The organism is Nostoc sp., from assembly GCF_036919815.1.
In the GTDB taxonomy this organism is placed as follows: domain Bacteria; phylum Cyanobacteriota; class Cyanobacteriia; order Cyanobacteriales; family Nostocaceae; genus Nostoc.
Genome location: NZ_JBALCE010000081.1, coordinates 26290 through 45533 on the forward strand (window position 1 = coordinate 26290; position 19244 = coordinate 45533).

A 19244-nucleotide genomic window follows, 5' to 3' on the forward strand; every position below is an offset into this window, starting at 1 on the left:
GGCGATACTATTGATAAGTTTGACGAAAACTTCTATTGTCTCGATTTTAATATGCGTCTATTACGAGAAAAACAATGGTTATTTAGCTTACTGGTAATATCTCTAGTTCTATGGCTGATATTTTTGGGAAACTCCCCTTTACGAGATTGGGATGAAGGTACTGTGGCACAGGTTGCCCGTGAAATTTGGCGTGCCCCACTTGGTTCAATGCATTGGCTTTATCCCACCTTGGGAGGCGAACCTTATTATAATAAGCCACCCCTGATGCACTTGCTAATTGCTTGGAGTTACTCCATCGGAGGTGTGAATGAGTGGACAACACGTTTACCGGGTGCAGTATTAACTGCTTTGGGAGTGCCTTTGCTTTACTTGGTGGGATGTTTGCTTTTTAACCAAAGTTTACCAGCTGTGTTTGCCGCTTTAGTTTATCTGACAATGTTGCCTGTGGTGCGTCACGGACGGCTAGCAATGCTAGATGGTACTACTATTACCTTTTTCTTGCTGTTGTTGTTTTGTTTGCTAAAAGCACGTCAGAATCGTCGGTATGCTCTAGGTGTGGGATTTTGTCTAGGGTTAATCACTCTCACTAAAGGGATGATAGTTTTGCCGCTAGGGGCGATCGCTTGTTTATTCCTGATTGCAGATCGGCAGTTTGCTTTGTTAACAAGCCCCTATTTATTAGTGGGAATGTTTTTCGGAAATGCACCTGCGATCGCTTGGTTTACTGCTCAATGGCAACATTATGGTAGTAATTTCTTGCAAGTGAATTTTCAAGCCCAAACCTTTAATCGGGTTGTACAAGTTGTTGAAAATCATAGTGGTCCTCCGTGGTACTATTTAATTGAGTTAATTAAGTATAGTTTTCCTTGGCTATTATTTTTACCGGGAGGTTTTTATCTAGCTTGGAAAAAACGTCATACTCCTTGGGGTCGCCTAATTATTATTGGCACAATTGTTTACTTAGGAATTATCTCTTTAATCACAACTAAACTCCCGTGGTATGTTATGCCTGTATATCCATTTTTAGCTTTGGCAATTGGTGCTAAACTTAGCGAAATTTGGCAGTACGGTGATTTTAGGGTGCGAAGTTGGACAATATTTATGGCTATTATTGCTCTTGCTGGTTTAGGAGGTTGTGTTTACTTTATTATGGCAAATAAAGAGCCTATTTTAATAGTCATGAGCATTGTTTTGGCAATAAGTATGGCCACTGTAGCATGGCTAATTAAACAGCGCGATCGCAACTTTATTCCAGTGTTATTTTCTGGGATGTATTTAGTTTTAGCACTATTGATGAGTTCGCAATCATGGATTTGGGAATTAAAGGAAGCTTTTCCAGTTAAACCAGTAGCGGACTTAATTCGGGCAAATGTTTCACCAGGAACCCAAATTTATACTTCTTTTGCTTATGGGCGTCCTAGTTTAGACTTTTACAGCGATTGCAAAGTAACTGCGGCAACTGTGCCACTTTTACAACAAATGTTATCTAATAAATCTTATTTGCTGTTAGACAATGTAGCTTTACAGCAAATCAATTTAACTGGTAGTAAAATTATTGGCACAGCAAACGGATTTACACTGATTTCACCATAAGTTAAAGATGTGGTAAATCTTCCTTTTTTCACCTTAATTAATTTATCAAAACAGAATAAAGGCATCAATCGTCAGAATTCAGCATGAATTTTGAATTCAAAAACAGTCATGGTACTATGATCCTTCGTTAGTTATTTCAACAGTGGATTGACTAGATTGGGCTAGATAGATACCTACTAAAACTACGGCAAAAGTCAGCCAGTCAAACAAACCTACTTGTTCTGAAAAAATGAACCAAGCAAAAATCGAGGACAGGACTGGATTTAGGAGAAGAGTAACGGCGACAAGGGCTGATGAGAGTCTGCTGAGGCTATAAGTTACAAGTCCCTGACCTAAAACTTGGCAAAAGAGAGCTTGAAAAATGATCAAAAACCACCCCATCCCAGAATAGGGAAACAATCTCTCTTCAATGAATGGGAGGACAGGCAACAGAAATATTGTACTCACTCCACAGCGCCAGAGCATTATGGTTGCGGTAGTAAATCGGGTTTGGAGTCGTTCGATCAGCAGCAGATACGTGGCGATAAAAATCGCACTGAGAAATGCTAGCGCATCACCAAGTATTTGGTCATTCGCAAATTGTATCTTATGAACTTCAAAGGCGATCGCTCCTAAAAGCGCCATAACCATACCAATAACAAATCTATTATCGAAGCGCCGACGAAATAACAGATACCCAGCCGCAGCAACGAATAAGGGGTTTAAATTAGACAACAAAGCCACGTTAGCAACGCTAGTTTGACTCAGAGACCAAGCCCACAACAAAAGGGAAATCGTTGAAGCAGTTCCCATTGCCAACAACAGCCACACGTCCTCTTTTCTAAAAGGCTTCTGTTCTAGAAGTTGATCATCAGATTGTTGGCGGCGCAAAACCTCAAGTCCATTCCACAGCCCAAAGACGACTGCGGCGATCCAACTGCGATGAAATCCGATGGCATTTGCACCAATTTCTTGTTCGGACAATTTTGCCAGAGATGGTGCCAAAGATAGGGGAATTAGGGCAAAAAATAATGAGATAGTTCCTAGTAAAGCTGGTGTTTGGGAGAATTGTTGCTTTAGTATTGACAGTTTGATCGTCATACTTTTAACGAAAGTGTTAACTATATTTTTGACTGATTCTTGGAACGGGTAATTAACAGCAGCTTGGCTAAATACGGCTAAGTATAAACCGATTAAAACTACAGTGAAACCTCCCCAATTTGAGTAAGTTAATTTTTCCGAAAAAATTACCAGAGCGAAAATGCCGCTAAATACTGGCTCTAACAGATGCACTAAGGAGACAACCACAGAAGAAAATGTGGCCAGGCTATAGGTTAAAAGCCCATGACCTAAAACTTGGCAGATCAGGGCTAGGGAAATCACCCAAAGCCACCCACTGAATGTAGAGGGAAAAAGCTGATCTTGAGTGAACAAAAGTATGGGGAAGATGACTAAAGCCGCGATCGCACAGATCCACAACTGGATTGTGGCGGGGGAAAATTTGGTTCGTAATTTTTCTACGATCAGTAGGTATGCACTCAAGAAAATCGCCGAAACGATGGCAGCCAAGCTTCCTTGAACTTTGTCTGTGGCCATTTGCAGTTCCTCAAATTCAATGGCGATCGCTCCCCCAAGTGCGATCGTCATCCCAATCAGGAATTGCTTCTCAAAACCCTGACGAAATAATAGCCACACTCCTAAGCTAGTAGATATCGGGGCAAGATTATGTAAGACACTAGAAATAGCGACGCTAGTTTGAGTCAGCGACCAAGCCAAAAAGACTAAAGTGGCAGCCCAAAAAATACCGCCACCAAGCAATAGCCATAGATCCTGACTGGTGTAGGACTGCCGTTCTACAGGTTTCTCTAATGAAAGTCCTTGACATATCGCCTTGTATCCATGCCAGAGCAAGAAGACCACACTACTAAGCCAAAAGCGATTAAATACAGTGGCATTGGGGCTGAGTTCGGTTTCGCTCAATCTCACGAAAATAGAGCCAAAAGATATAGCACTTACACCTAAAAATAATGAAGCAAGGGCTATCTTCGTTTGATTGGATACATTCATTAGGAAATTTAATTATCACCAATAAAGGAATTTCAAAGAATAAATTACTCAACAAAAATCAGAGTTCACGCTTAAAAAATAATGATAATCCGGGATGGTCGCCTAATTCCATTGAAAAATTGAGTGCTTTCAAATACCTTTAAATCCCATACCAATTTCTACCTCTTGTTCTGCTTGAGTAGAACTCACTATAGACAACGCGACTCTGCCATTTGTCTGTTGCATTTTGCCAAGTTGACTCAAGAAGAGACCAACTAAAATAACACTGCCGCCGATATATTGAGCTAAAGTGGGAGCTTCACCTAAAATTAAATAAGCGGCGATAATACCGACAATTGGAGTAAATGAGCCAACCAAGGAAGCCGCAGATACAGTGGAAGTTCTCAAGCCTTTAATCCACAATGACTGACCTACCACCACAATCAGTCCACCATAAAGGAACATCCACCGCCACAGAAACGGTGAGAGTACATTAGCAAAATGGTCACTACCATAAAGCGCTAAAGCAAAAAAGAAAAAGATTACGGTTCCCAAAGCGGTACGAAAGATACTGTAAATTCCTAAAGGTATCTGTGAGAGGTATTTTTTGCCAATAATTGTGGAAACAGCTACAGCCACAGATCCTAATCCTACCAGAAGTTCCCCTAAGCCCAGTTGTAAACCTCTCATATTGATCATGGCTTCGCTTGGAGGCTGAAGGAGAATAGTTAGGGTAACGCCAACAAAAGCGACAACTGCGCCGATAAACTCCCAAAGACTTACTCGTTCTTTTAATAACCAAACTGATAAAGCCAGAGTTAGAGGCAGTTCTAAGCGTCCCACTAAAATGACATTATTCACATTGGTTAGTGCCAGTGCTTGGAAAATTAAGCCAGGGGCGATCGCTCCTGATAAGATAGCTACTGCTGTTAGACTAACCCAATCCTTTTTTGATAGTTGTTTCAAAGTAGCTTTGTTCCACTGTCGTCCATAGATTACGATCAAAAGCATCAAGGCACAAAGGTTTCCCACAAATAAAACATTACACAAAGAAATCGGATTACGACCACCGATAAAGTGTTGGGCACCAATTTCTGTGAGCTTGCGAGTTACTGCACTAGAGGCTCCGAAAATCAGGATTGCTAGCCAGAGATATGTTTGTCCATAAATTCTGTGGATTGAGCGATATCGCCTTTTGGGTCTAGTCACAATAGCACCACTACAATAAAAGTATTACTCATTATTCTAAGTTGCTCTTATTCAGTTCATAATGAGGTTTCGCTGAGAGAAGGCTGAAATTATCGTGGACTTTGATATACCATTATTTGCTGAGAAAATGCTGAGAATTAACTAAATTTGATCAAAGAGTAAATTCATGAAAATTATGGCTTAGTTTCAATAAGTTCTCAGTGCTAAGTGGGATAGTTTGGCTGTTCGGGATAATCAAATACTAGGAGCCACAGATGAAACTCGCACCCTTAATCGCAACTCTTGCCTTTACTGGTTTTTTAACGGTTTGGGAAGCACCATTGAAAGTAATCAACCCTATATTAGTTCAGGCATCAGCTCAGGAATTGTCTGTAACTCAGAAAATAGCATTACTCACTAAAAGTAAGGGTCAAATTGGTAGTGGCGATCAGCTGCGTCGTTTCTTTTTTGGGGATTTGGAGCCAATCGGTATCCAGCCAGGTGGAGCAGGTCATGTAGTTAACCTTTACAACAAAGCCAACAATGTCACATTCTCTTACTGTTCAACCTATGATGTAATTGTTGCTGTTAAGACAGGTAAGGTGGCTAAGTTTGAACCCAGTGAAGTGAAGTAACTTAGCAATTATCAAAATGTCCAAATTGGGCGCTAAAAATTTGAGAATTGATATCTCAATATAATTGCTGTATCGCCTAATTAGCTGAATAGAAAGAGCTTTTACGACGTAAAACCTTCCCTCTTAGACTCGGTTACGGTGTATACACAAGTCGAATTACCCCCCTTAATCCCCCCTTAGAAAGGGGGGAAACAGGAAATTTAGTTCCCTCCCCTTTCTAAGGGGAGGGTTAGGGTGGGGTAAAACCTTGATTAATCAGCTATTTCAGACTTGTGTGTACACCGTAGCTCCGAGTCGGAGAGGCACAGACTTGAACTAAAGTTCAAAGCAGGGAGAGGTTTGTCGAACTCACCTAACCAACCCAGCGCTCTTGGGCAAATCCTACAGCTATTTTGGCTAGTAATGTCACAAAAGCGCCTAATATTAAATATCCCTGACGAGGATGGCGAGATAGCAGCAAACCAATGGCTATATTCAAAGGGACAATACCATAGGCGAGACGGCTTAAGGAGATGGTGCCTCCAGAGGCTAGCAGCAAACCAATACCACAAAAGCCATAAATAACTATAACTGGGGTCAGCTGCGTGTGTAAGCGCCACAATACATAGCCACCACCTAAGACCATGAACAAGTTGAGCAAGTTATTGATCCACTGTTCGCTTGCCAGAATCAACAAAAATAACACGAAAGCATAAAAGCCATAGAATAATTTCCCAGAACGAAAACGCCATAAAAGATAGCTACTGGCAAGAATCGCACCAAGCAACAAGAGATACCAGGGATCTTGAATCCCGCCAGAGGGGTTTTGAACCCAACCATGTTGCCAATTTTTTCTACCAACTGCAATTTGCATGAGCATATTTAACCAACCCTGCCAATCAAATCCTAGAGTTGGTCGCCATCCCCGTTGTGCTTCGATAAAAGCGAAAGGGTTGCCAAAATAAATCGCACAATACAAACTGAATAGAAGTATGCCAATAGCGGTAGTCAAACCGGCTATATAGGCTATGGGTGGTCGGCGTTCTTTCCAGGCTGCGATCGCAAATGCTGGAATTAGTGCCATACCTGTAGGACGTGTTGCTGTCGCCATCGCGCCCCAAAGGGCAGTCCAGCCATACTGTTTTTCATCAAACGCCCGCAAAGCCGCCGTACTCAAAAACAAATACAGCCCCTCTGTGTAAACCACCCCCGTAAACATCGAAGATGGATAACAGGAAACCACAGCAATGACCCAATACGCTGCATTGATGCCATAATGCTCTTTGATCCAAAAGTACAAACAGTAAAGCGCTGCGAAAAATGCTAGGTTGTTGACCAACGTACCTGCTAATTCAAACGGTAAGCCCAACTTCATCAGCACCCAGATGCTTGAAGGAAACAGGGGAAAGAAGGCGAGATTATGTTGCTTGCCGTCATTCACAAATTCATAGCCAGAGGTTGCGATCGCTCGGTAATGTATACTATCCCAGGCATCAAAAACGCCCCAACCAAAAGGGGGCAAAAAATCTTCCGCTGGTAACGGTAGCTTTGGCGCAACCAGCAACATGGCAGTCCAGATCAATATTCGGCTGGCAAGCCATATTGCTGCTGGAAACAGGAAATCATTTTTCCATAAAACTTTTTTTATAACTATCTGAACTTTGACCATAAGGTTAAGTGCTTCAAAAAACTCCTTTATGCATCCTTTCACCTATGGCTGCAACACAGCAATTTATGAGTAATATTTTGCATATTAAATCCTCCACCAAAATAATTAACAAACTGGATAAATCAGCAACTACTTGAAATTATTTCCTATTTGGTTACTTTTGCCAATTCTTTCGGAATTTATCTTTTAAAACTGTAGTGTTTATAAATACAAATTTTGTCTAGTTATGCGAAGATTAAGCACCTTTAGGGCGTATTTTAAAAGTCGATGAAATAGTTTAGGACTTACGCAGTGTACTAAAAGCATTTTGTATATTGCAATACAGAACTATTTATTTTATACTTATTAATCCTTAATTATAGAAAGGGCTTTTAGCTCTTTTTATATGTATTCACGAAGCTGACCTTCAGTATATTTAAGTTGATTAATTCCTTCATTAGAAATAAGATTTAATCTTGCAACTTCTATTTGCTCTCTATGTACCCAATCCTCACCATCTATAAATTCAATATCTAACTCATCCATAAATAAATCTACTGCTACTTTATTCGAGTAGAGAAGTAGCTTTTCCTTATCTTTATTAGTGAATTTTCCTTGTTGCAAAAATAGTTCTATAGCCTTAAATCTCATGTATTTACACAGAAAATGAATATCTACATAACCTGCATCGTCAATATGTATTTTAAATGGTTTTGGTCTTGGGTTAAATGCGGACATAATTACAACCCAGTCTCTAGCCGACTTATTCATCCATAGTAACGGAGTCGATAAAAGAAAGCTAAGAAAATATTGACAATCAAATTTATCTTGGTAAGCTAATATTTCTGCAAGGTCATATTTTTTTAACTGATTTATAGAGTGACTAAAGTAATCTAGTGGACTAGAATAGTTGTTATTATCGTACAGTTTATTCAAGAGATTTATCATATCTTGTTGTTTATTTATCATGGCAAATATTCATTCACTCTTTTATATTTATTATAAAACCTTGAAATTAACCTGACTTTTCACGTTGTATGGAAAAGCCCACGAAAAACCTAACCCCCTAACCCCTTTCCCGACGCTCTAAGAGGATGTTTGAAAAGTCATGATTGATGTATCAAATATTTTTTACCCCACCCTAACCCTCCCCTTATAAAGGGGAGCCACTGCGTTGGGCGGCTTTGCCGACTTGAAGCATGTGGCGTGAGGGAACCAAATTTTTCTTGTTTCCCCCCTTTACAAGGGGGGATTAAGGGGGGTAACAATTCGATTAAAATCACAACATATCACTTTTCAAACAACCTCTAAGGGGTAAAATTCAAAGTCTCTCTCCTTTTAGGAGAGAGATTTAGAGAGAGGTTTTCGAGATACCGTGAAAAGTCAGGAAATTAAGGGATTGGCACTGGCGTAGGAACGAAGAGAAGGAGACACGGCGAGATTTTTATTTCCTTCTTCACGTCCCCTCCTCAATGTATCGATTATGATGATTGCTGTGATTAAAGAGTCCCAAGCAATTTATAGTGGGAGTTGTCTGTAAATCCTTAAGCAATTGTGAAAGCGATTACTCTCGTTGGTTCCACTGGTTCTATTGGTACTCAGACTTTAGATATTGTCACTCAGTACCCAGATCAGTTTCGGATTGTGGGATTGGCAGCTGGGCGCAATGTCGAAATGTTCGCTGCTCAAATTCGGCAGTTTCGACCGCAAATAGCAGCAATTTGTTCAGAAGAGAAATTACCAGCGCTCAAAGAAGCAATTAAAGACCTCGATCCTCAACCGATTCTACTGGCTGGCGAGGCCGGAGTGATAGAAGTCGCTCGTTACGGCGATGCCCAAACCGTTGTCACGGGGATTGTTGGTTGTGCTGGTTTGCTACCCACGATCGCAGCTATTGAAGCTGGTAAAGATATTGCCTTAGCGAACAAAGAAACCCTGATTGCTGGTGCCCCTGTGGTTCTACCCCTAGTGGAAAAACACGGTGTAAAATTACTCCCAGCCGATTCCGAACATTCCGCTATATTTCAGTGCCTCCAAGGTGTGCCAAAGGGAGGCTTACGGAAAATTTTGCTCACTGCATCTGGTGGGGCTTTCCGAGACTGGGATGTAGAAAAGTTAGCAGATGTAACCGTTGCTGATGCCCTCAAGCATCCTAATTGGTCGATGGGGCGTAAAATCACAGTAGACTCTGCTACTTTGATGAATAAAGGACTGGAAGTAATAGAGGCTCACTTCCTATTTGGGTTGGATTATGACGATATCGAAATTGTCATTCATCCCCAGAGCATTATTCACTCGCTGATTGAATTGCAAGATAGCTCAGTTTTAGCCCAACTCGGTTGGCCAGATATGCGCTTACCCTTACTGTATGCTCTATCTTGGCCCGATCGCATTTACACTAACTGGGAACGACTAGATTTAGTCAAAGCGGGAAATTTAACCTTCCGTGAACCAGATCACCAGAAGTATCCTTGTATGCGGTTGGCTTATGCTGTGGGTAAAGCTGGTGGTTCGATGCCAGCTGTGTTGAATGCCGCCAATGAGCAAGCTGTGGCTTTATTTTTAGCAGAAAAAATTCGGTTTTTAGATATTCCCCGGTGTATCGAATCGGTGTGCGATCGCCATCAAAATGATCACCGTGCTAATCCCTCTTTAGATGACATTTTGGCAGCAGATAAATGGGCAAGACAAGAAGTTTTAACAGCGACTGAAAACTTAGAAACTCACTCGCGGATAATTTCTCTGCGATAAAAAGCTTCAGTTCAGATTGGACTGGGGATTAGAAATTGATGCCTAGTCCCCAATCTTTAATTCCCAGCCTCTAATCCAATTAATATAGAAATCATTTTACTTAATACAATTAAACTCTATTGAAGATAGTCAGTGGCTTCCGGATCAGTCATCAATTTTATGTATATCTCTAATTTATCTTCCAATAAAAATTAAAAAACTTTACAAAAGTTTCGCAAAAAAAGCGGCATATCACATAAATAAGTAGCTGATTTTTAGTTAAAATATCCCCAGGCTAATTATTACAAAAAGCCCATTCTAGCGGACATTAAAAATTGGCTTTAGCATCTTTTATACCAGTGATTATTGCCAAAATAAAAACTCACCCTTTCTGAATAAACCCACTCTCAGACAAGGGCAATTATTAAGGAATTAATATATATGATTGCTACGCTGATTGTAGCTTGGATAGTCTTCATAATATTGTGGAAGTTGCTGAAAGCAACCTTGAGTAATGCATTGACGATTGCGGCAATCCTTGTTTTATTAAATATTGGTTTTGGTATTACTCCCCAAGATATTTGGCATTACGTAACGCAGTTTGCTCAAAATCTGTCGCATATCCAAAGTAGCAAGTAAAAATCCATACTTTATGTGGAAAAGCCTACGAAAAACCTAACCCACTAACACCAATTTGAAAAATGATTGTGACAGATGGAAACCTGAAACGCTTATCCAATGGATGTTTCACAATCTAAAATCTAAAATCTAAAATGGTATAACCCCCTTCCCGCGACGAGAAGGGGGAAAATTCAAAGTCTCTCTCCTTTTAGGAGAGATATTTTCCAAATACCGTGAAAAGTCAGCAAAATTTCTGTGGTGTTTACTTACTTAGGGACTGACAAATAAAAAAATATTCAATTATTTATTGTGGGGTGAGCGACATGAGCGCCCAGTAACTAAAGGCGGGCTTTCCGGCCCACCCCACAAGTAGTAGTAATTTATTTCTTGGAAATCCCTTATTTATTGAATGCTGAAATCTTGGCTAACGCATCCTTAACACTCGCCGGTAACTGACGCATAATCTTGCCTCTTTCGCTATCTAAAGCTACTAAAGTCACCTTGGCAGTGACGTATAATTGTTGTCCATCAGTTGAGACAATGGCATAATCCCAATTGATTCGGACCCCAGTCACCTCAGCCATGCGCGTTTTTACCAGCACTGCCATACCTAATTGAATTGAACGGTGATAGCGTACCGACAGTTCTACAACTGGTAAATCGCAACCTATAGCGACTAAATCAGCAAATTCAATCCCTATAATTCGCAAGCATTCAATCCGTGCTTCTTCCATCCAAGCTATATAGGAACCGTGCCAGACATTACCGGCATAGTCAGTGTGGTGGGGTTGCACTCTGATAGGATATTCAAACCAATTGCCAAATTCATGACTTGATGGATTGTCAAGGGCGCTGGTTGATGGTAGTTTTGGTTGGCTGGGTTTTTCTTCTGACATTTTCAATTTTTTCAGCACCTATAAATTTTCATTTTCCAAATCATTGAATAGCATAAAAATTAATTGCGTTGCCGGACTTTTTGATTTAATATTTACACTTCCGAGTATAGGGAGTGTTTTGTTATCCAACCTACTTTTCAGTATGTTAGTGTTGTTACTTGGACTGTACTTAATTTAATCGGTTTCGGGATGGCATACCCAGACAATAACCAGGTAAGCACAAATGCAAAGTTGAGGTAGGACTTACTCTACCCACTGATTTTAAAAGATAGCTTGGAATTGGTACTAGTAACTCCTGAATCGCCACCAATTCATCGCACCGTTGCTGTAAAATGCGAAAATACCGCAAAATAATCTACTTTGCGGGTTTTAGCCGATGCTTTTAGTAAAGTTAATTATCAAATCAAAGTTGGTAATCGGCAAGTTCTATCGCTGGTTTGCCTTTTGCTAGGCGGGAAGTAGAAAGTTTAGTAGCTGTAGAATGCGGAAACTACGAAGCTTTTAGACGATGCCTTTAGCCCCATCGCTGTACCCCAAATGGATAATTAATTATACAATTGTCCATTTAGCGACTCATGCAGCCTTTGTGGTGGGTAAACCAGGAGATTCGTTTATTTTATTCAGGAATGGCGATCGCTGCTGCAAAAATTCTAGAGATAATTAACCAAAACTGCCAATCTCTGATTTTGTGTGTTTTAACACCAAAAGCTAAAGGCTCAAAATCCGGCTTGTGAGGTTTTGGCAGATACAAGAAAATATGCGATGGGCTAGACGAGCCAATCACTTAATGGTAATGGAGAATAGGTAAGAGCGATCGCTAACTAAGCCACCATTACCAGTTACCGATAATTAATTTCTAAATTGCGATCAACCTTTGGAAGCTTAATACTTCTTGGCAAGAGTTTTAGAGCCTGTATCAGTTTGCATAGATTGCTTGACAAGACTAGCCAGTTCGTCTAATTGGCTAATTGCCTCCGCACCTTCTAGCTTCATTAATTCCCGGTCATCCCGCATTTCCGTCCAAGTAATCCCGTAATCGGACACTAAAAACCGAATCAGGTGGCCATCACCCAAGCTAACCATAAACGATGCACTATTCATTTGGTCGCCACAGGTGTAGCAGGACGCAAGATACCCGCGCCGCTCTAGTACAATCGCCAAGGCTTTCAGGTTCATTACCAAGTCTTGGACGAATTGTCGATGTTGATGTGCTAGTCTCAGAAACACTTTTGTCCTCCAGACACCACAGTTGAGTCTCTTTTATATTTTCTTTAGATTTTCTCATCCACTGTATTGTAAACTATTCATTACAATTAGCAGACAGATGATATTGAGTCATGTAACTGACTACCTTGTTTACGGTAGTGGATCAGCATTTTGAGGGCTGTATCAAACTATTCAGTTTGCAAATTCAAAATCTCGGACAGAATTGCTAAATTTAACTATATCTTTATATACTTCTGTCAGGGTAGATTCTTACACGAAGCGATCCGCTTTAAGAGTAACTTAAATTTACCACTAGTCAACTACAGAAAAGCTACATATTGCGTTTTTATAGGCGGCGTGCAGCTAAATTCACTGGTAGTAGAGGTCATAACGTAGTTTTGCATCGTTATAGTGTCTTTTGCTTAGATGTTTGATCTATTCTCTTTCTAACGTAGGTTTTGCTATAGATAAATGATTAAATATACCAAATTCCTTCCTCCTGTATATATAAAGTTGAGCACATGAGAGTGCAAATTTGAGATTCAGTACTAAAAGCAAGTAAATTACAGTTCTTTATACAAACTTTACATAATTAATCGAAAAGCCTCAGTAGGGGCACGGCATTGCCCATTGGTGTCAACTTAAGAAAAAATCTGCTTTGAGAAGACGTTTTGCCCTCATCCCCTAACCCCTCTCCCAACTTGGGAGAAGGGGAACTAGATAATTTGCTCCCCTCTCCCAAGTTGGGAGAGGGGCTGGGGGTGAGGGTCAAACCTCGAAAGCTTGCCAAGCCTAACTTCTACGTTAAGTTGACACGTATGGGCATTGCCGTGCCCCTACCAACGTATTTGTATCATAATTAAAGTCAAATAGTATAAGCTGTTCGACATTTAACTTGCATATTACCTGGAAGTAAAAATCTTGTGGGGTGGGTCGGAAAGCACACCCCACAAGAGTTATGTTTAATTCGGTTATGCAAATTAGATGTTTTTCAGCTTAAACATTACTCGTAGTGCTAAGAAGTTTTTCCCCTTTCAACATCCGCGCCGCAGCTTCAAGTAGAGCTTCTTCGAGATAGGGCTTGGTAAAGTAGCCACTAGCACCGAGTTGAGCGGCAATTTGTCTGTGCTTATCTGCCCCCCGTGAGGTGAGCATCGCGATCGGTAGGTGGTTAAGGTTAGAGTCTTTCTGGATGCGAGAGAGTAACTCTAGACCATCGCAACGCGGCATTTCAATGTCACAAAATACGATATCGCAAGGCAGACCGGAGCGGAGTTTGTCCCAAGCTTCCTGTCCGTCACGCGCCTGTTCTACGCGATAACCTGCTTTGTTAAAGGTCAGGGAGAGCAATTCTCGAACTGTAATTGAGTCATCGACGATCAGCACTGTTGGGTCAATCTTCGCCGGAGAGGTGTCTAGGGGAGTAGCTTTCTGTTGCCAAGAATTGCCACCAAGTTGTGTAGAAATCCGTCCCTGGAAGATGTCAATTATTTCCAGCACGTCAGCAATAGGCATAATCCGACCATCACCCAGGACTGTTGCACCAGCTACACCAATGGGTTTAGGCGCTGGACCTTCAAATTGCTTAATTACAATTTCTTGTTCGCTCAACACCAGATCAATCTGTAGAGCAATTAGGGTATTTGCCGATCGCACCACAACCACCGAAACCATATCATCATCTCTGGTGCCGCCATAGACATTGCCGCGACTGATCTGGCGATTGAAGGTTAAAAGTTCCCTCAGGGGTCGGAATGGCAGCACCGTATCGCGCCAGGAAATAAATGATTGCCCACTGGCATCGTGCTGAATATTTTTGACTGGTATATCCAGCGTATCTTCTACACCGTCCATCGGGAAAGCAATTCTAGCTCGATCAGAAACGCAGCAGAGAGCTTTACAAATACTCAGAGTCAGTGGTAAACGAATAGTGAAGGTAGTTCCCTTGCCGATCGCCGAATCAGTGTTCACCGTCCCCCGAATTTCGCTAATTTCGGAGCGCACTACGTCCATACCCACACCACGACCAGAAATTTCATCTGCCTGGTCTTTCATCGTAAAACCAGGCTGGAACAGCAGATCGTAGACTTCCAGGCGAGACATGGCTTTTGCCTGGGCTTCTGTAATCATGCCAATCCTCACCGCCTTAGCCTTAACTTTTGCGGAATCGATACCTGCGCCATCATCGCCTACGGAAAGGATAGTTTGGTTGCCTTGGTAGAAAGCCCGGATAGTAATGATTCCCACGGGTGGTTTACCAGCAGCTTGCCTCTCTTGTGGTGTTTCAACACCGTGAGCGATCGCATTATTCAGCATATGAGTTAACGGATCGGTGAGATGATCCAAAATCATCTTGTCAATTAAGGTATCACCACCTTCGATCACTAACTCTACTTGTTTGCCACACTTGATGGCATTGTCACGTACTCCTCGCCGCCAGCGATCGATAGTTTGGGCAAAAGGCACCATTCGCGCTCTTGTTAATCCCTCTTGTAGCTGTGTGGTTACTTGGCGGAATTGTCGCGCTACTCGCTCGGTTTCTTCGGTAACAAAGTCAATATCACTAGATGATTCCCGGATGCGGACAATCCGCTCAATCATCTGCTGAGACAGTGTATGGAAAGGAGTAAAGCGATCCATTTCTAGCTCACTAAAACCCCTGTCGGCATTGAAATCAGAGACTGGAAAGCCGGTGTCTTTCTTTTTGCGTCCGGCTAACAGAGAAGCTTCCAATAGCGATCGCTCGTACAACTCCTGCATCCTTGCGCCCACATCTGAGAGTTGTTGTACCTGAATCAGCAAGTTATCTAGTGACTGCCGCAGCCGTTCATTATCTTGCTCTAAGGTATTGCGGTTTACCACCAACTCCCCAACTAAATTACTCATATCGTCCAGTTGTTTAACTGGAACCTTCATTGATTCTTCAAATCTGGCAGCCCGACGAGTAGAGGGACGTATAATTTTGCTACTGTTCGATTTTACTACTGGGGAATGGGATATTGTTTGATCTGCTTGTGCCAGCAACTTCTCTAAGTCCCCAAATTCATCTGTGGCTGCTGATGGAATGGCATTTTTAGCCAAAACTGGTTGAGTATTCAAGGGTTGGCGTTGCCCGTCGTAGACATCGCTAGATATAGCAGCCGCCTCATCGTTATCTGTACCTAACAATTCTTCCAGGGCAGCAAAATCTACTTCTGGGATCTCCTTAGCTTTGGGGATGGGTGCTACTTCCTCTCCTAGTAATGCTGCCAAGTCGGCAAATTCATCTTCTGGAGCAATTACTTCAATGGTTTCTGTGGTTGCCAATTCTTCAGTCGGGGCAATAATAGCATTTTCTCCCTCTGATACTAGTGCAACTTCAGATGTCTCTCCTAGATCCCACAAATAGGTTTCTACATTTTCCTGAATAACCGTTTCAAACAGCAGTTGCGAATTATCCTCGGTGTTTTCATCGAAAGAGCCGAACAAATCATCTGGCTGTACTTGGAGTGATACTAAATCTGAAGTTTCCCCAAAATTGATATCTAAAGAAGTTTCTCTAGCCGGGAGTTCATCCACAGTATTATCTGTGGTTTCCATCTGAATATAGGTAGAGTCATGTCTAGCTACATCGTCAAACAGCAGTTGCGGATTTTCATCGAAAGAGCCGAACAAATCATCTGGCTGTGCTTGGAGTGATCCTAAATCTGAAGTTTCACCAAAATTGATATCTAAAGAAGTTTCCGTAGCTGGGAGTTCATCCACAGTATTATCTGTGGTTTCCATCTGAATATAGGTTGAGTTATGTCTAGCTACATCGTCAAACAGCAGTTGCGGATTTTCATCGAAAGAGCTGAATAAATCATTTGACTGTGCTTGAGGTGATCCTAAATCTGAAGTTTCCCCAAAATTGATATCTAAAGAAGTTTCTCTAGTTGGGAGTTCATCCACAGTATTATCTGTGGTTTCCATCTGAATATAGGTTGAGTCATGTCTAGCTACATCTTCAAACAGCAGTTGCGGATTTTCATCGAAAGAGCTGAATAAATCATCTGGCTGTGCTTGAGGTGATCCTAAATCTGAAGTTTCCCCAAAATTGATATCTAAAGAAGTTTCTCTAGTTGGGAGTTCATCCACAGTATTATCTGTGGTTTCCATCTGAATATAGGTTGAGTCATCTGTAGCTACATCGTCAAACAGCAGTTGCGGATTTTCATCGAAAGAACTGAATGAATTAAGTTCGACATCAATAGGAGATATCTCTGGGGGCTGATTAGTAAATTCGGGAACAAAATCTAAAGCTTCCGGTTGTTGCGATCGCCCGATAATTTCTGACTCTGGATGCGACGCAAACAACAACGTTTCAGTCGTGGAGGCATCGTTGATTGCAGGATAAATAGTTGAGTTACTCGGTGTTAACTCATCAAATAAATCATCTCCAGAATCTGATGAGAATATCAAATCTAGCTGCTCTTGCTGCTGGAAATTCAGATCAAAATCTTCTTCTATGTCAAAACTGGCGATCGGATTCGGTATCGGCTGCTGACTGTCGGCAAAAATGTCATCACCCACCCCCTCAAACAAACTCTCCTCTAACGCCCTTTCCACATTTTGCTCAATTAAGGAATCGAAATCGTCCTGTTCCTCTGTGGTTTCCTCACTCCAGAAGTTGTTCAGATCATTTTCTGATTCCGAAAACTCAGGTGTTGTTGCCGGAGATGTATCAAATAAATCACTAATTTCTGATTCACTTGTAGGCAGTAGTGTCTGTTCTTCCACTTCCGCAAACAGGCTGTCCAAAGACAAGTCTGTTTGCTGGGATAATTCTATGTAGTCACTAGGGGTAATTTGTTGTACCCAATTTGCATTTCTCGTTTCTAACAATAAGTTATCAAAACTGTTTTGTTGGTTAGTAGATAGTTCCACACTGGCGAATGCCTCAGTTTCTGGTTGAGTCACTTCGCCTGTAGGCAATAGTTCAATATCATCATCTAATGGCAGTGTCAATAAATCTTCAACGAGATCGTTTTTGTTGACACTATTTTGGACAATCTCCCCTGGAGACTGGTTTGGCTCACTAGGAATATCAGTAAATTCTTGTAAATTTTCCGCAGAAGAAGAATCTAAATTTAGATGAGGTACGTTAATATCGCTCAACTCTAGAGTCGTTGGAGATGTTTGTTGATTTTGCGGTTTTGAATTCTCTTTTTCTAGGAAGTTGTCGCCAAATAACAGAGATAAATCTTCTGTTGTGGGTGTGGTTGTTGGGTGCTGCTCGTTGATGATGTCTTCATCAAAGGAGAGTAAATCGAATAAATCCCGATGATCGTCCTTAGCGTCAGTGCTACTGAAATCAATTCCAAAGTCATCGAGCGCAACAATATTTAAGGTTTCTTCTTGATGCCAGGTTTCATCTAGTACGTTAGTCTCACCTTCAAATAAATCGGCAAGCGTATTTAACTCAGCTATTCCTACCTCTGGCCCATTGGGATCAATATTGCTACTGATTGGATGTGCTTCCTCATGTGCAGTGAAAGCAAGACTAGTGTGAGTTGCAGCGTTTAGTAGTGTCCCTTGTTGAAGATAGGGGCGAACGTTAATATCGTTGTCTAGATTAAGTTCCTCAGTTGGCTGGGTGAGGTTAGTTACGACTAACGGCTCGGTGTTACCAAATAAAATTGGCTCTGAGACAGTTGATAATTCCGTCAAAGCCGCGAACTGTTCATCAAACAAATCAGTGGTAATTTCTAATAACTCAATTTCTGCAAAGCTCAAAAGTGCTTCTAGTTGCTGACTAATTGCAATTTCAGCTTCTCTACCTTGCAGGACTAATTCTTGAGCTTGTTTGATTTCGGTAATGACAATTTTAGCTAAAGTCAGATAAGTATTTTCGGGATTGCCGATCGCACTGGCTGCTGCTTGACACAAACCACACCACTTGGACAAATTCCAAGTCTCACCAAGTTTGACTAACTGGTAACAGCATTGCTGAAGGTTTTGCCGAGTTGAGGGTGTTGTGGTTTGCTTAAATAGTTGCAACATTTCCCGCAGTGTTTGCAGCACTTGGGCTTGAAACTCGCTCCAGTTATTATTTTCTTTCGCGGTGACTGGCGCTTGCACTTCCTGGGGTGCTATAGGGAAGGATATTTCTGGGGATTCCCGATGGGTGTCTTCTGCCAAATCGGGAATATCTCGCCGCAGAAACAGTTCTGTAAGTGAAGAGACATTATCTTCTACAGAGGTTGTCTGTAGTTCTGTGGCATCACGACTGCTAGCTACTCCACTGTTCCCTTGTTGTACAAGTAGTTCCAAATGCTGATACAGCCATTCAAAGACCGGCTCAGTTTCTGACATCAAAGTATTAGCCGCATCTTCAGAAAGACCAAATGGTGCGCTCAACTGCTCTAACAGCGCTTTTAGAGTATCAGATACACCGAGAAATAAAGACTCTAACTTTTCGTCAATCTTAACCGGATTATCTTTGAGAATTTTGAAACAATCTTCCAGACGGTGCGAGGTATGCTGGATGCTAGTCAATCCAAGCATCGCCGCTCCTCCTTTGATGGAGTGAGCCGCCCGGAAGACTTCACTGATCATTTCCGGGTCGTTCAAGGTACTCTCTAGATTCAGCAACCCCTGCTCAATGGTATTCAGGTGATCCCTGGCTTCTTCGATAAAGTAACCCAAAATCCGCTGTTGTTGTTCCGGCAGCATGGCAAAAGTTATGAGTTATGAGTTATGAGT

12 protein-coding genes and 1 pseudogene are annotated in these 19244 nt (G+C 41.6%); 6 read left to right on the forward strand and 7 right to left on the reverse strand.

Annotated features, from left to right (window positions below; translation table 11 throughout):
- The first annotated feature begins 51 nt into the window (after positions 1 to 51).
- Positions 52 to 1593 (forward strand): ArnT family glycosyltransferase, encoded by a 1542-nt coding sequence (locus tag V7K15_RS18995; RefSeq protein ID WP_334907617.1) that lies wholly within the window; start codon positions 52 to 54, stop codon positions 1591 to 1593.
- Positions 1594 to 1707: 114 nt separating this feature from the next.
- Here V7K15_RS18995 and V7K15_RS19000 read toward each other — a convergent pair whose 3' ends face one another.
- A complete protein-coding gene (locus V7K15_RS19000) occupies positions 1708 to 3639 on the reverse strand; it encodes a DMT family transporter (RefSeq protein ID WP_334907619.1) in 1932 nt (643 codons plus the stop codon).
- A gap of 129 nt (positions 3640 to 3768) precedes the next feature.
- Positions 3769 to 4827: a DMT family transporter gene (locus V7K15_RS19005; RefSeq protein WP_334907622.1), complete on the reverse strand. Its 1059-nt coding sequence runs from the start codon at positions 4825 to 4827 to the stop codon at positions 3769 to 3771.
- Between the two features lie 254 nt (positions 4828 to 5081).
- On the opposite strand from V7K15_RS19005, the gene V7K15_RS19010 reads away from it, so the two are divergent.
- On the forward strand, positions 5082 to 5441 hold the full coding sequence (locus V7K15_RS19010) for a hypothetical protein (protein WP_334907624.1): 360 nt from the start codon (positions 5082 to 5084) through the stop codon (positions 5439 to 5441).
- 352 nt (positions 5442 to 5793) lie between these two features.
- Here V7K15_RS19010 and V7K15_RS19015 read toward each other — a convergent pair whose 3' ends face one another.
- Together V7K15_RS19015 and V7K15_RS19020 are read right to left on the reverse strand one after the other, a co-directional pair.
- Positions 5794 to 7089 (reverse strand): mannosyltransferase family protein, encoded by a 1296-nt coding sequence (locus tag V7K15_RS19015; protein WP_334907625.1) that lies wholly within the window; start codon positions 7087 to 7089, stop codon positions 5794 to 5796.
- A 381-nt stretch (positions 7090 to 7470) separates the two neighbouring features.
- Positions 7471 to 8037 carry a hypothetical protein gene (locus V7K15_RS19020; RefSeq protein ID WP_334907626.1) on the reverse strand — a complete coding sequence of 189 codons (567 nt, stop codon included), beginning with the start codon at positions 8035 to 8037 and terminating at the stop codon, positions 7471 to 7473.
- A 585-nt stretch (positions 8038 to 8622) separates the two neighbouring features.
- Here V7K15_RS19020 and dxr point away from each other — a divergent pair.
- Both dxr and V7K15_RS19030 read left to right on the forward strand, forming a co-directional pair.
- Positions 8623 to 9819 (forward strand): 1-deoxy-D-xylulose-5-phosphate reductoisomerase, encoded by a 1197-nt coding sequence (gene dxr / locus V7K15_RS19025; protein WP_334907628.1) that lies wholly within the window; start codon positions 8623 to 8625, stop codon positions 9817 to 9819.
- A 420-nt stretch (positions 9820 to 10239) separates the two neighbouring features.
- Positions 10240 to 10437 (forward strand): hypothetical protein, encoded by a 198-nt coding sequence (locus V7K15_RS19030; protein WP_334907630.1) that lies wholly within the window; start codon positions 10240 to 10242, stop codon positions 10435 to 10437.
- Positions 10438 to 10817: 380 nt separating this feature from the next.
- Here the strand turns inward: V7K15_RS19030 and V7K15_RS19035 are convergent, their stop codons facing one another.
- Positions 10818 to 11315 carry an acyl-CoA thioesterase gene (locus V7K15_RS19035; RefSeq protein WP_334907632.1) on the reverse strand — a complete coding sequence of 166 codons (498 nt, stop codon included), beginning with the start codon at positions 11313 to 11315 and terminating at the stop codon, positions 10818 to 10820.
- Between the two features lie 243 nt (positions 11316 to 11558).
- On the opposite strand from V7K15_RS19035, the pseudogene V7K15_RS19040 reads away from it, so the two are divergent.
- Both V7K15_RS19040 and V7K15_RS19045 read left to right on the forward strand, forming a co-directional pair.
- Positions 11559 to 11952 (forward strand): annotated as a pseudogene (locus V7K15_RS19040) (CHAT domain-containing protein); the annotation flags it as partial.
- Positions 11891 to 12049 carry a hypothetical protein gene (locus V7K15_RS19045; RefSeq protein WP_334907662.1) on the forward strand — a complete coding sequence of 53 codons (159 nt, stop codon included), beginning with the start codon at positions 11891 to 11893 and terminating at the stop codon, positions 12047 to 12049. The pseudogene V7K15_RS19040 and the gene V7K15_RS19045, both read left to right, overlap by 62 nt.
- A gap of 148 nt (positions 12050 to 12197) precedes the next feature.
- Here V7K15_RS19045 and V7K15_RS19050 read toward each other — a convergent pair whose 3' ends face one another.
- Both V7K15_RS19050 and V7K15_RS19055 read right to left on the reverse strand, forming a co-directional pair.
- Positions 12198 to 12542, reverse strand: a complete 345-nt coding sequence (locus V7K15_RS19050) for a DUF1815 family protein (protein WP_334791115.1) — start codon at positions 12540 to 12542, stop codon at positions 12198 to 12200.
- 975 nt (positions 12543 to 13517) lie between these two features.
- Positions 13518 to 19214 carry a hybrid sensor histidine kinase/response regulator gene (locus V7K15_RS19055; RefSeq protein ID WP_334907634.1) on the reverse strand — a complete coding sequence of 1899 codons (5697 nt, stop codon included), beginning with the start codon at positions 19212 to 19214 and terminating at the stop codon, positions 13518 to 13520.
- Between the last annotated feature and the right edge of the window lie 30 nt (positions 19215 to 19244).

Excerpts from the sequence above, each read along its gene's own strand:
- V7K15_RS19000 (WP_334907619.1), bottom strand. The coding sequence starts at position 3,639 with ATGAATGTATCCAATCAAACGAAGATAGCCCTTGCTTCATTATTTTTA.
- V7K15_RS19055 (WP_334907634.1), bottom strand. The coding sequence starts at position 19,214 with ATGCTGCCGGAACAACAACAGCGGATTTTGGGTTACTTTATCGAAGAA.
- V7K15_RS19020 (WP_334907626.1), bottom strand. The coding sequence starts at position 8,037 with ATGATAAATAAACAACAAGATATGATAAATCTCTTGAATAAACTGTAC.
- V7K15_RS18995 (WP_334907617.1), top strand. The coding sequence starts at position 52 with ATGCGTCTATTACGAGAAAAACAATGGTTATTTAGCTTACTGGTAATA.
- V7K15_RS19045 (WP_334907662.1), top strand. The coding sequence starts at position 11,891 with ATGCAGCCTTTGTGGTGGGTAAACCAGGAGATTCGTTTATTTTATTCA.
- V7K15_RS19030 (WP_334907630.1), top strand. The coding sequence starts at position 10,240 with ATGATTGCTACGCTGATTGTAGCTTGGATAGTCTTCATAATATTGTGG.
- V7K15_RS19015 (WP_334907625.1), bottom strand. The coding sequence starts at position 7,089 with ATGGTCAAAGTTCAGATAGTTATAAAAAAAGTTTTATGGAAAAATGAT.
- V7K15_RS19035 (WP_334907632.1), bottom strand. The coding sequence starts at position 11,315 with ATGTCAGAAGAAAAACCCAGCCAACCAAAACTACCATCAACCAGCGCC.
- V7K15_RS19010 (WP_334907624.1), top strand. The coding sequence starts at position 5,082 with ATGAAACTCGCACCCTTAATCGCAACTCTTGCCTTTACTGGTTTTTTA.